Raw genomic sequence first — 13,757 nt, 5'->3', positions numbered from 1 at the left:
GGGTGATGAAAGTTTTTGTCTTTCTATTATTAATGATGAATTTTTGCGCATCTAATGCGCAAATTTATAAATGGGTTGACAGTCAGGGAGGTGTTCATTTTAGTGATACACCTCATGCAGGAGCTCAAATCATTACTCTTCCTGATGAAAATAACTCTTCGTCACCATCTTCTACATCCTCTAAAATATATACCGAACCAAATGAATCACAAGATCAAAGTACTGTAAAATTAAAACATTCTTATACTAAAATTGAGATTGTTCAGCCTGAAAGTGGAGCGACAATTCGGAATAATCAAGGTTTTGTGACAGTAACAGCACAAACAGAACCGGATCTTTTTCCAGGCGACAAATTGCAATTGCTTTACGATAATGCTGTCCTTGGGGCGCCACAAAAAAATCCTGTCTTTGAAATAAATGGAATGTATCGGGGATCTCATACTTTAGCTGTTCAAGTTATGGATGAGGATGGCAATGTGATTGATAGTAGCGATCCCATAACGATTTATGTTTTCAGACCAAGAGTGGGAATGGTTCCTGGTACTAAACCACATTAAAGATATATGGAAATGATACATGCTTACTATATTATCACCAGCTAAAAAATTATTAGAGATTTCTAAGCCATACGAAGCGAACACATCTAAGCCTGCATTTATGGATAAAACTCGCATTCTTGTTAAGTTGATGCAAACTAAATCTGTAGAGGAAATTGCAGCGCTCATGGATTTGTCGAAAGATCTGGCTGAATTAAATTATCATCGTTACCAAATATTTCATATGGATGATAAAACCTTACTTCATTCATACCCAGCTTTATTTTTATTTCAAGGTGATGTCTATCAAGGCTTACAAGCAAAAAACTGGACTCAACAAGAGGTACTGTATTCTCAAGAGCATCTAAGAATCTTGTCGGGACTATATGGATTATTGAATCCTCTAGATGCCATACAACCATATAGACTCGAAATGGGTGTTCGCTTAGAAAATTCTGCCGGTAAGAATTTATATGATTTTTGGCAGGATACAATAACTCATGCACTTAACCAACAGTTGGCAGCCCAAGAAAACCCTGTATTAATTAATCTTGCTTCTGTTGAATATTTTAAGGTAATTGATGAAAAAAAATTAAACTATCCAATTATTACTATTAATTTCTATGAAAAAAAGAATGGGCAACTAAAAATGATTGGAATTCATGCTAAAAAAGCTCGTGGAGCCATGGCAAGGTTTCTCATGCAAAATCAATTTGATGATTTGTCACAACTCAAAGAATTTAGTGATCTTGGGTATAAGTTTAATGAACCCACATCTTCAGAACGACATTTAGATTTTGTTAGAAGCTCTCCGGCGTGAATTATTACACCTAACCTGGTAGGTAAGAACTTAAAAATCCAATCGAATATCATGTGGAATTTATCCAGCAGAGTACATCTTTTAAATCACTTTCCTGAAGACGGCGTAGTTTGTTATGTCAAAAGGGATGATGAGTTAAGTTGCGGTATTAGCGGTTCAAAATTACGCAAATACGCCAGTTTGTTTCCTTTTTTGATAGAGCAGAAAATACGTCATTTAATTATTATTGCCGGCCCTCAATCTAATAATTTACTTTCCGTATTACAGCTCGCACGAGAGTTTCAATTCAAAGTGACCGCTTTTTTGATTCAGCCTTGGAAATTAGAGTTACAAGGAAATTATAAATTAAGCCGCCTTTTTCTTGAAGAAGAAGATATTGTATGGGTTAGTCGTGATAGTTGGACTCAAGTAAATGAACTCGCTATTAATTATCTAAAGACGCTTAATGAACCAGGTTTTGTATTATTCGAAGGGGCCAGCGTTTCTGAAGCAATGCCGGGTGCGGCTACTTTAGCGGAAGATATTATTTTCAATGAACGCACCTTAAAATTAATATTTCAGCATATTTTTATAGATGCTGGAACGGGATTTTCTGCGTCCGCCCTCATTAGCAGGCTCGCTGAATTAAACCATCAGGCGCAAATTCATGTACTTTTATTGGCTGATGATGAAGAACTATTTTACAGCAAATTAAATCAATGGATTGGATTAATTCCTAAAAATTTCAATTGTTTTTATCCAACAACGGCCAAAGCATTTGGATCTGTGAATCAAACGATCAAGAATGAAGTACTGCGTTTAGCAAAAGAGGAGGGGATTTTGGCGGATCCTATTTATGCGGCTAAATTATTTTATGAGTCAAGAAAACGTATCCAAATAAAACGATTAAAAGGAAATGTATTGATTATTCATTCCGGAGGAACCTTGAGTATGCCCGCATTTGATTATATTTAAGTAACGGAGATAACAACTCTTATATCCCCGTTTTCTATTTTAGTAAACTTTTTGATACTTTATGTATTAACGCTGGGATGCGAATTCTGTCCTACTACATTCTCCACCGATTTTTTGAATATTAAGACGTTCTTTAATATTTGATGTGGAATTGCTCAGCGTCTGCGGCTGCATTGCACAAATATGGGCTGAGTTATTCCTTATTTCATCTTTCTTATCTGGGTTTTCTTTTATCAATTCCTTAGATCTTTGAATTATAAACTTCTCTATAGTACATAATTTTGGTTCATTATAGATACCTGATTTGATCCAATGAATTTTCTCACACGTTTTAGGTAATTGATTATTATTTTTATTATAAATAGCCCATATTTTGTTGAAATAATTTCCATTTTTTAATGCATCGTCTATTGCAATTTGTAGCTCCATCAATGCAGCAATTTTCATTAAATCTTTCCCTTGTTCTTTCACGAAATGTGCAATTTTATTGAATATTGGATCAAGATATAATTGATTGTCAGATGCTCCTAAACTTTCAGTAGATGTTCTTATGCTTTCAGCAGATCCTCCTAGAGTTTTAGTAGATGTGCTTGTGCTTTTTTGAAGTGCTCTGGTGTTTTCTGTAATTACTTCCGGACAAATTGCATCCAGAGATGCTCTAACATGATCTAAACCCTTTATATCATTGTTATTACCCATATCTTCTATAAGTTCTAGAAAATATTTCTTTGAGGTCTCAATTCCTTGTTGCACTTTTGTATCAAAATCCTTACTCATTGCTTGCAACGCCGACACCATTTCGCTGCATAAGATTAAATCAGGATAATCTCGCCATAATTTAGATGGAGCCCCCAGAATGCCTCCAACTTCTGATCGATTAAAAAAATCTAAAATTGGATACTTGGTGTCTCGAACTCTACCTCCATTCACTTGAGAGCATTTTAATAAATCATTGAATGCATGACCAAAGTCTATTCGTGCAATACGTTGTTTTCCCTCATGTTTAAAAACCATCATGTTTCCGGGGTTAATATCATGATCACCTATAACTGCAGATAACACTATTGCGGTACAAAGATCTTTCTTTAGTTCGCTATCCAAACTAATTTCACCCTTTTTAAATATTGCCTCTTTCTTAGAAATAACACGGACATGAGCACCTGAAAGGGTTACACCAAAATTCTTAGCAAATTTATCTAAAGTAATGGCTGGATTCTTTTTATCTCCCAAGTATTTGGAGGCCACATAAACACCATCTCTACTTGAACCATAGACCGGAAATACATCTGGAACTAAAGACTCTTCTAATAGCTTACGACCAATTTGTGCTGCAATGACCTCCCCAAAATTTTCTCGATCAAGGCCAGCCGCTTTAAGACGTCGTTTTACACTTGCATTAGAAATAGAGCGTTTCATTTGGTGTAAGTGATTATGGTTTGTATCTTGCGCTTGATAGCTTCCTGTCTGTCCCGCAGTTTTTTTATTGGTAGGCTGAAAATCATCTGGATGTCGAGTCTTTTTATTCACAGCCTTATCTTCAATGTGTATCTGGTGTTTATTTTCGTGCTTATTCTCTGCATCAGTTTTTTTAGTGTGCTTAAACAAAGAATGCCCAAAAAATTTCATAATTTTCTCCAACTAATAACTTGTATCGAATCAAAACGTAAGTGTATAAATAGAAGTTCACTACTTGTGATTTAAATATTATCGACATGGATTAAATATAATCAAATTGATTAAATTTATATGTTATATTAAATATGTAAATAACATAATATTTCCAATCAATTACATTAAGGTTTACAGTAATCGACTCGGTTGATCGTATGGAATTATTTGTAACCAAAAAGAAGATAATGAAGTTTTATGGCATTATCTTATTATTAATATTGATAACGCTGGTTTAGTATTCATTGGCTATACTAAGAGTGATAATTCTTCTAATTTTTCATCGTACAGCCCTTGAAATTTCGCAACTGATCCCTATATCCATTAAATCATTAGAAATTGCGTAAACAGGAGACTAGATAAAAATGTCAAGCAAGCAACAAACTATGGGCTTTCAAACAGAAGTAAAACAAATGTTGCATTTAGTAGTGCATTCGCTTTATAGCAATAAGGAGATATTTTTACGTGAGTTAATTTCTAACGCCTCGGATGCTTTAGATAAATTAAGATTTTTAGCTTTATCAAATAGTGCACTTTATGAAAATGATTCGGATTTGAAAATCAGTATTGATTTTAATGAAAAATTAAAAACGATCACCATCAGTGATAATGGGATCGGTTTAAGTTGGGATGAGGCCGTTGAGAATTTAGGTACCATTGCTAAATCGGGTACTAAAGAATTTATGAGTCAATTGACTGGTGAAAGTGCAAAAGACTCACAGTTAATTGGTCAATTTGGCGTTGGTTTTTATTCAGCTTTTATTGTTGCAGACAAGGTCACCGTTAAAAGCCGTCGTGCTGGTTTAAAACCTGAAGAAGGAATTGTTTGGGAGTCGAATGGAGAAGGTGAGTTTACTATAGACTATGAAAAAAAGGCATCCCGAGGTACAGAAGTTATCCTGCATATTCGAGATGATAATGATGAGTTTTTGAGTAGTTGGCGTCTTAGAAGCATCATAAGTAAATATTCTGATCATATTTGCTGGCCTATAGTGATGAAAAAAACATCAACTGAGGATAAAGAAACCAATGAATATGAAACGGTAAATAAAGCAACCGCTCTGTGGACGATGCAAAAATCAGACATTACCGATGAAGATTATAAATTGCTTTATAAGCATATCTCTCATGATTATCAAGATCCGCTTACATGGTCGCATAATCATGTAGAAGGGAAACATGATTATATTTCCTTGCTTTATATTCCGTCACATGCTCCTTTTGATTTATGGCAGCAAGAAACAAAACATGGTTTAAAACTGTATGTAAAGCGCGTATTTATTATGGATGATGCAACTCAGTTTTTACCGCGTTATTTACGATTTGTGAAAGGTATTGTTGATGCAAGTGATTTGCCATTAAATGTATCGCGAGAGATTTTACAAGATAACAAACAAGTAGAGAGCATCCGTGCTGCATGTACAAAACGTGTTTTATCCATGCTGGAGAAAATCAGTAACCAAGATAAAGAAACTTATCAAAAGTTTTGGAATGAATTTGGTTTAGTATTAAAAGAAGGTCCTATTGAAGATTTTGCTAATAAAGAAGCGATTGCTAAATTACTGCGATTTGCTACTACGGCTACTGAATCAGAGAAGCAAGAAGCGACTTTGGATGACTATATAAGTCGTATGAAAGAAGGGCAGGATAAGATCTACTATATTACAGCATCCAGCTATAATGCGGCTAAGAATAGCCCTCATTTAGAAATTTTTAAGAAAAAGGGAATTGAAGTATTATTACTAAGTGACAAAGTTGATGAGTGGCTGGTAGGTTATTTAAGTGAATATGCTGGTAAGAAATTGCAGTCGATTTCTAAAGGAAAAGTTGAATTTGATGATGAATCTACAGATCAAATAAAAGAACAAGAAAAAACACTGGAACCAATCCTCAATCATATTAAGACTGTTTTAGAAAGCAAAGTTAAGGATGTTGTTATTACTAATCGTTTAACTGATTCCCCTGCATGCATTGTTGCTGATGAACAAGATATGGGTTTGGAAATGCAACGAATTTTACAGGCAGCGGGTCAACAAGTTCCGATGACAAAACCTGTATTTGAAATTAATCCTGAACATGTTTTAATTAAACGTCTGCATGATATTCAAGATGATAATTTGTTTGAGTTATGGGTCACCATGTTATTTGAGCAGGCCGTTTTAGCAGAAGGCGGTCAATTAGATAATCCTGCGGATTTTGTAAGTAGAGTTAATAAGCTATTGGCATCATCTACGGTTTAAGTCTAGTCCGGACAATACACGGCAAAATACTGTTTTCCAATAACAAAATTTTGCCGTGTTTATCTTTTTTTATGAGTCCAAGTTAAAAGGAACCGCTTTACGATTTGGGCATCTACTTCCTAACAAAATTTTCATCATGCTTCACTGCTTTTACTTGAGACGAAGTGTTGTATTAGATTTTGAAATTTAGGAAAATTGAGTCATCAGCTGCGAAAGCGTATAATCTTCTTAAATTGAGAGCAAAATAGGTTAGACCAAACCTGTATTAGACCAAGATCGTTGATGTAATGAGGTGAAAAAGCGCAGATGCTATCAGGGGTCGTGTGAATTTATATAACTCATTAAAAACCGAATATATGACTGCATCTCAACCTAAATTTGTTAAAAATTTAAATTACTTCTTGCCGTGCCCGGCAGGGGCCATATATGGTCAAATAGATCTGTTCACTCCAGTTAAGAGATAATGCAGTTAACTGGGGAAAGTAATGACGCTGAGAAATAAATACCCCAAAAAAATAAACTTGATGCCATTGCTTGGTATTAGAACAAAGTTATGGTGTAAAGGACATCAGCTAAAGGCTCAGAAAATGCGTTTAACGATGCTTTTTTTGATCCCTTCTTCCACTTTCCGGGGAATGGTGGGATCAAAAAGACTCAATCATCCACAATCTATATTGAGCTGCCAATATAAGTACGACCAGAGCCAGAGTACTTCAATCCACCAGATTCTTTTTCTAAAGCCGGGGATAAGCTAATTGTTAATTTTCCATCTTGAATATCTTTTAATGTATCATCCGAAGCATGCTTAATATTTTTTTCGAACTGTTCGATTATTTGTTTAATAACTTTTTCGCGATTCATCTTACACCTCAATCTTCTTTAGAAGGAAAAAAATTAACCTTCTGTAGAAGTATAGACCATGGAGATCAAATTAAACCAATAAAAACATTTGCATTTTTTTGGACGTAATTACCAATCAATTGTTTCAAAAAAAACTTAATCATCGTAATTATATTCAAAATGATTTTTTTATCTGATCTATGATAAGCCGTGACTTTGCAAAAAAAATTGATTCATTATTTTTAGCACAACCTATTGATTTCATTACGACTTCTAGCTAATCTTGCTGCTCTTAAGAGGAGCAATGTTGCTAATGACTCCAGCAAAAGAATTACCCATTGTCATTGAAAAATGACAGGAAGAAGTTTATCAGATCGTTGCATTGGTGCCCTCATCAAACTTACCTGAGGGCACTGATCGAGCATAAAATAATTGTATCGAATTTAAAGCGGCTTCTCTATGGCAAGACTACTAAACAACAAGACAAATTTCTAAAGGTAGAACAAAATAACACTGCCGCAGAAGAACTTGCGCCTAGCCAATCACATGAAGAGCGCCTTGCGCCCAAAGAACCCAAAGGAAAATTCCTATCCGCGGACGTAACACCTAGTTGTTTTATAAAACCGAATAAGGGGCAATAGTAGGAGGTGTACTCACGAGTATTATTTATACCTGTGAGTTAGCAGGAACCAACCTCTTTGCATAGTTGGTTGCACTGCCAATAACAACCGATGTTGTGGGGTAATTTGAAGCATGATTACCCCAGAAAAGCTGGCATTTGCTTTGATACCTTATTCATCGGTACCGCATTGATTTTCTGTATGCTGCCACAGAGACACTACAAAGCACATCGCTATTCGATAGAAACTCTGAATCAAGCCTCGTAGGTTTTCCTTTTACCTCAACAAAATGCAAACCAGTTTTCTGGACAGGGAATAATTTTTTCCTGATTTGGATTGGACTAATCCCTAAATGACTGCCGATTTTCCAAGGAGTATCATCACCCAATAATCCCTTGAGTTACTCGCATAACTTGTCAGAAATTTGCTCCCGCTTTGTTCGCGTGTGGCTCACCAGCGTCTAAAGGCTTGTTTGACCTTGTACCATTTATCATTAAATCACCTCCTAAAATCATTGAGACTATAGGCTAAATAACAGACTTGTCTTTAGTCACTCACGCTTGCCGAAAACTCAGTAAGCCTCAGCATAAAAAAACATTGACCATAGGGTTTAAAGGTTATGCTGCATAGCGAAGTGCCTCACATGATTTATGGCTTTATAGATCTTCACTTGTGCGGACAGTAGCGTTTAGGAGGGGACCTCACTTTGCGAACCAAGAAATTTCCGTGAGGTTGGTTTTCAGGTTGAGAGGAGAATAATGCGCAGTTTGGAAGCCTTCGAGAAGGGCATGTTGTCCCTTCTCAGGCCGAACGGTTTTAAATCAGGAAGTTGGAACATCCCTCCATTTGCTAACAAGAAAGGATGTTTCTTTGAATTTGTTCTAATTCTGGTGCTGTTGGCTTAACTGTTGATTGAATTATCGTTTCACCGTCAAAGAAGGTTATATTCATTGCATGGGTTACTACAACTTGTTTTGCCTGATGAAGTAGAGACTCTTCTTGTTGCTGCAAATTATTAATTTTCCTATGAAGTACATTGTAATTCTTTTCTGCTTCACTGATTTTTTCTTTTAGTGAAGGAAGTATTTCTTGTTCAAGAGTGATGATTTCTCCAGATTGTTTCGAAATGGCAGTTATATTTTGCTTAATTATTTTTTTGTTATTTTCCAGCTCATTGTGATCACTATTGTTTTTAAGAGTATATGCCAAAGTGGCAAGAAAAATACCAGCAGTAATCAAACTTATTACTGCCGCCGGGGCAAAGCATAGGGAGACTAAAGCCATAGGCATCATATACATACCTATAAATCCTCCTCCAATAGCGATTCCTGATCCCAGGAGACTATATAATCCAACTTTTAATAGATAATCTCTGTAAATGCCTCTTTCTTTTATGGTATGTTCTAGCTGGTGATTTTCTACTTCAAGAGTTTTATTTTGAGCATGAAGTTGGGGATTTGCTTTTTTTAATTGATCTACCCTGCTTTCTTTTTGGTGTAAATCCTGTTGAAGTGTCTCTTTTTCAAGATAAACTGAATGACGGATTGAAATTTGTTTATATTTTTCAGTTTGAGTTAAAAGATAATTTTCCATATTACTAATAATTTGTTTTAACGCTTCTTTTTCCTGATAGTTTAAGGTTAGTGATTGTAATAGTGGAGGAAGACGGGTTAAAAATGTTTGATAGCTCATTTCTGTGGCTTTTTGTACTAATTGATGCTCCATTTTTTGAAGTTTTTCATGGGAATCAACAATAGATTGTTGCAAAGAACGAAAATTTGGGGGGGACAATTGGTTTTCGGTAGCTTCATCGTATATACGAGCTTGTTCTCGTGTTGTGCGTGCTTTGGCACGATCATTTCTTTGTCTTTGTTTTTCAGGTAGTTCTAAAGTTAATCTGCTTGTTATTTCTTCTATGCGTTTTTGTTGTTCCTGAGCAAGAATACGTTTGTTTCTTAATGTTCCTTCCAGTTGTTTCAATTGCTGAGAAAGAGTATTTTTCTGAAACTCTAAAGATTCGCTCTCGTGTACATGGTGATGTACAGTGTCTGTTTGGTTGTGATTTGCATTAAGATGATGGGCTGTTGAGTGCGTATGCGTATGTTGGTTTGATTCCGGATGGGTATGCGTATTTTGGGTTGACTCCGGATGGGTATGTGTATGTTGAGTTGATTCCGGATGAGTATGCGTATGTTGGGTTGATTCCGGATGGGTATGCGTATGTTGGGTTGATTCTGGTTGAGAGGCTAGTGCAATTTGTCTTGAGATCTCTTTGATGTATGACTCATGTTGAAATATATCTGCTTCAATTTCATGAATCTCATTACCAATCAATCGTTTTTGTATTTGGGTCTTGAGCAATTCATTTTCCAATTGAGCGACTAATTCCAAATCTCTTTGGCTTTGTTGATGATCTACTTCTTTTTCTTTTAAATCTTGTTGGATTTGTTTTTTGCATGCATCTAATGTTAATTGAGTGGCAGCATTTAGTTTATCTATAGCGAGAAACTCGCTAAGTTGTTTTTGAATTTCAGCTGTTACAGCAGATATAGGTGATAATTGAACACATGAATTACGTAAAGTGGAATAATCCGAATGAGCTATGTACCTGTCTGTTATTTGTTCCAGTAAGTTATTAATATCAAGGGTTGATAATGACATACTGAGTTCCTCCATGCAAATTTTTTGCCCATTTTATAGAAGGATACTAAAGAGTCAACCATTAAACATTAAATTTAAAAAGATCCTGAAAAAAGATCTCTTACTTTTTTCAGGAGTGATTACTAAGAAAGGATTATGCATAAGGAAGAACTAGTACGGTTGTCCCTACATCAATAAAGTTTTCATTGAGCCATTTTGCGGCACCTGGGAGGACACGAATACAACCATGGCTGGTATTGTATTTAGGAACCTCATAGGCCGCGTGGATTGCATAGCCATCATGAAAATGCATGCAATAAGGCATTTTGGCACCACCGGCTACATGGCCATCACGGGCAAGAGGATATTCATTTGATTTGCAATCAGCCCCTTTTTTATTAAACACAGCGAAAGTTCCAACCACAGTTCGACACGATTGGTCAGAATCCGGGCACTTGTCTCTTCCTCCAGAAGCACTGCCGGTCATCACTCGATTACCTTGAGCATCATAGGCCGCCCATGCATCAGCATTAGGATCAAAAACAAAAAGTTTTTTACCTTTTACATTCCAGGTTGCAGGGAATACATTTTGACCTCGTGTATCATCTTGGTAGGGTGTGGTGTAATGCAATTGACCTGCATCATCAGCAATAACATCAGGTTTGTCAGTGACACACGATGTTGCAAGAAGACCGATTAGGGGGGCTAGATACATAAATTTTTTCATCTAATAAATCCTTAAAACATACTGTAAAAAAAAGGCTCGATTCATCGAGCCTTTTTATTCTAATCGGAAATCATTCCAAATTAAAACTATTCATCAGTTAAGCGAAAATATTTTGTTCCAAAATATCTTTGAAGTTTCTTCCTAATTGTGCCGCGACTAATGCCAAGCATTTTGGCAGCTTGTAGTTGATTGCCACGTCGTTTTTCCATTACTGCTTGCAGCAACGGAGGTTCAACCTCAGATAATATCATGTCATATAGATCATCAATGCTTTTATTTTTATTTTCGGCAAGAAAACGAGAGACTAAATTATAGACTAGATCTTGTAGACCTTGGTCTTGTTTAATGATACTTTGGGTTGTTTCAGGTGTTTCAATGACAGTCATCTTAACTTCCTTATTAATAATTAAATCATACATTCCAGTTGCTTACATTCAAAATGAAAGCAAAATTAATTGTACATGAAGGACAATTGATATTCTATATTTTTAAGATAAAACTATGCATTTTTTTTGTACAATTCATTCACCACAAGATCAAACAATGAGCGATCAGATTTTTCCGCGGACAATGACTGCTTCACCTTAGTTAATTGGGTGAGCATTTGATGAGGCTGTTCAGGATCGTTATAAAAACGATCAATATAGCGAGTCAATTCATAAGCATTGCAATCATATTGCAAGAACTCAGGAACAATCATTCTGTTTGCTAAAAGATTGCATAAGCCTAAAAATTTTACTTTGATAAACTTCATTGCTAAAACATAATTGAGCAAAGATGATTTATAAATAATACACATAGGTTTTTCTAATAAGGCACATTCAAGAGATGCAGTCCCTGAGGACACAATCACAAAATCTGCTGCGGCCATGCAATTTAATGCTTGTCCCTCTATAAAACTTATTGGTAAATGAGTGTCGGAAAAATAATGTTTAATTTTTTCGGGATTAATTGTATTCGCAATAGGAATCACAAAATATAGGTTAGGATGGCGTTTTTGAAGAAGCAGTGCTGTATCGCGTAAAATTGGCATATGATGCTCAATCTCATTATTACGGCTTCCTGGAAGAAGTGCAATAACTCGACTGTCCGTGGGCAGCTTAAGTCTTTCACGCTGAATTTTAGTATCGCTGGCGGCGAAAGATATTTTTTCTACCAAGGGATGGCCAACAAAATTTACCGGAACCTTTACTTTTTCATATAAAGGTTTTTCAAATGGTAAAATAACTGCCATTTGGTCAACGCATTGCTTTATAAGATGAATACGCTTAGCTTTCCATGCCCAAATTTGGGGACTTATATAGTAAAGGATTTTAATGCCCAGTTTTCGCTTTGCATATTTTGCTAATCTTAAATTAAATCCAGGGTAGTCAACCAGAATGAGTAGATCTGGTTTTTGTTGAGATAAATGTTTCTTTACAGAAATAAATGCCTCACGAATTACTTTCAGGTGACTAATGACTGCTGTGAGGCCTGTTACACCAAAGCGTGCGAGATCGGAAATTAATTCTGCACCTGCTTCTTGCATATGCTGACCACCTATTCCACTAATTTTTATATTGGGGTAGGCGTTTTTTAACTGGCGAATCAAAACTGATGCATGAACATCCCCTGATTCTTCACCCGCAACAATGACAATCTGTTTAGATTCTTGCATGGCGTTCTATCAAGTTAGCATTGATTAGTGAGGTAATTTTTTCTGCTGTTTCTAGTGCCCGCAGACCGTCTTCTCCGGTAACCAGCGGGATACTATCTTCCTCAATGCATTTGATAAAAGCTTTGATTTCTTCAAACAAGGCATCTCCTTTGGCAAATTCTTTTTGTTCGTGGGTGATATCAGGAATTCCCGGGAATAATTCACCATTGCCTTTTTTAAAGACTGCAAATTTTTTATTCTGATAGTCTATTGAAAGATAAGTATTTTGTTGAAAAATCCGTGTCGTGCGTTCTGTTTTAAAACTAATACGGCTTGCTGTAAGATTGGCAACACAATGGTTGGCAAAAGTAATGCGGGCATTAGCAATATCGATTGAGTTTGTAAGTACAGGAGCTCCTTGAGCAGAAATTGAAATAATAGGGCTATTCACCATGTTTTGAATTAAATCAATATCATGAATCATTACATCAAGTATCACATTGACATCAGCGCCACGCGGGTTGTAAGGCGCTAAACGTTGTGAGTCTATAAATAGGGGATTTTCCAGGTACTCATCCAAGGCTAGTCGTGCTGAATTGAAACGTTCTAAATGCCCAACTTGCAGTTTAGCATGGTGCTTTTTTGCAAGTTGTATTAATTCTGCGGCCTGTGATATTGTTTCAGTAATAGGCTTTTCAATTAGGGTGTGTATTCCTCGTTCTAAAAAGGATTTCGCAATTTCATAATGCTTATTAGTTGTTGCTGAAATACTTACCGCATCAACCTTGTCAAATAAATCATGATAATTAGTATAACCAGGAACTTGTAATTCGCTCGATACCGTTTCTAATGTTTTTTGATCCAGGTCGCACACAGCAACTAATTCTGCATTAGAAAAAAGTTGATATTTTTGAGCGTGAAATCTACCTAAATATCCGACACCAATTACTGCACAACGAATTTTACTCATTCTGTCTATCTGTTAATTATTTGTGCGCATGATCGCATTTCTTTGATGATAAATCAATTTTAAAAGGATATTATTAGCCTTTAATAAAAAGAATCATGGATAAAAT

The 13,757-nt window shown here is 35.8% G+C and carries 11 protein-coding genes; 4 read left to right on the top strand and 7 right to left on the bottom strand.

Annotated elements, in window-relative coordinates; translation table 11 throughout:
- Positions 1-2: 2 nt before the first annotated feature.
- The 3 genes from EKG34_RS13450 to EKG34_RS13440 are packed head-to-tail and all read left to right on the top strand — an operon-like array spanning position 3 to position 2,310.
- On the top strand, positions 3-557 hold the full coding sequence (locus tag EKG34_RS13450) for a DUF4124 domain-containing protein (RefSeq protein WP_003631786.1): 555 nt from the start codon (positions 3-5) through the stop codon (positions 555-557).
- A 19-nt stretch (positions 558-576) separates the two neighbouring features.
- Entirely contained in the window at positions 577-1,356 is a 780-nt protein-coding gene (yaaA, locus tag EKG34_RS13445) for a peroxide stress protein YaaA (protein ID WP_003631785.1), read from the top strand.
- Between the two features lie 51 nt (positions 1,357-1,407).
- A complete protein-coding gene (locus EKG34_RS13440) occupies positions 1,408-2,310 on the top strand; it encodes a pyridoxal-phosphate dependent enzyme (RefSeq protein WP_003631784.1) in 903 nt (300 codons plus the stop codon).
- Positions 2,311-2,376: 66 nt separating this feature from the next.
- Here the strand turns inward: EKG34_RS13440 and EKG34_RS13435 are convergent, their stop codons facing one another.
- On the bottom strand, positions 2,377-3,936 hold the full coding sequence (locus EKG34_RS13435; protein ID WP_003631783.1) for a hypothetical protein: 1,560 nt from the start codon (positions 3,934-3,936) through the stop codon (positions 2,377-2,379).
- A gap of 407 nt (positions 3,937-4,343) precedes the next feature.
- Between EKG34_RS13435 and htpG the strand changes: the two genes are divergently transcribed.
- Positions 4,344-6,218, top strand: a complete 1,875-nt coding sequence (gene htpG / locus EKG34_RS13430; protein WP_003631782.1) for a molecular chaperone HtpG — start codon at positions 4,344-4,346, stop codon at positions 6,216-6,218.
- A 669-nt stretch (positions 6,219-6,887) separates the two neighbouring features.
- Here htpG and EKG34_RS13425 read toward each other — a convergent pair.
- The 6 genes from EKG34_RS13425 to EKG34_RS13395 form a co-directional block, all read right to left on the bottom strand.
- Positions 6,888-7,079, bottom strand: a complete 192-nt coding sequence (locus EKG34_RS13425) for a hypothetical protein (RefSeq protein WP_003631781.1) — start codon at positions 7,077-7,079, stop codon at positions 6,888-6,890.
- Positions 7,080-8,527: 1,448 nt separating this feature from the next.
- Entirely contained in the window at positions 8,528-10,339 is a 1,812-nt protein-coding gene (locus EKG34_RS13415) for a hypothetical protein (RefSeq protein ID WP_003631779.1), read from the bottom strand.
- A 133-nt stretch (positions 10,340-10,472) separates the two neighbouring features.
- Positions 10,473-11,045, bottom strand: a complete 573-nt coding sequence (locus EKG34_RS13410; RefSeq protein ID WP_003631778.1) for a L,D-transpeptidase — start codon at positions 11,043-11,045, stop codon at positions 10,473-10,475.
- A gap of 86 nt (positions 11,046-11,131) precedes the next feature.
- Complete coding sequence (locus tag EKG34_RS13405; protein ID WP_003631777.1) at positions 11,132-11,431, bottom strand: helix-turn-helix domain-containing protein; 300 nt, start codon at positions 11,429-11,431, stop codon at positions 11,132-11,134.
- 113 nt (positions 11,432-11,544) lie between these two features.
- Positions 11,545-12,702, bottom strand: a complete 1,158-nt coding sequence (lpxB, locus tag EKG34_RS13400) for a lipid-A-disaccharide synthase (RefSeq protein WP_003631775.1) — start codon at positions 12,700-12,702, stop codon at positions 11,545-11,547.
- Positions 12,689-13,651, bottom strand: a complete 963-nt coding sequence (locus tag EKG34_RS13395; RefSeq protein ID WP_003631774.1) for a Gfo/Idh/MocA family protein — start codon at positions 13,649-13,651, stop codon at positions 12,689-12,691. The genes lpxB and EKG34_RS13395 overlap by 14 nt, the downstream gene beginning before the upstream one ends.
- Positions 13,652-13,757: the final 106 nt, after the last annotated feature.

The sequence above is a fragment of the Legionella longbeachae genome (assembly GCF_004283175.1).
Taxonomy (GTDB): Bacteria; Pseudomonadota; Gammaproteobacteria; order Legionellales; family Legionellaceae; genus Legionella; species Legionella longbeachae.
Note: the sequence above shows the minus strand (reverse complement) of the source record. Positions and strands in the feature narration are given on the sequence as shown.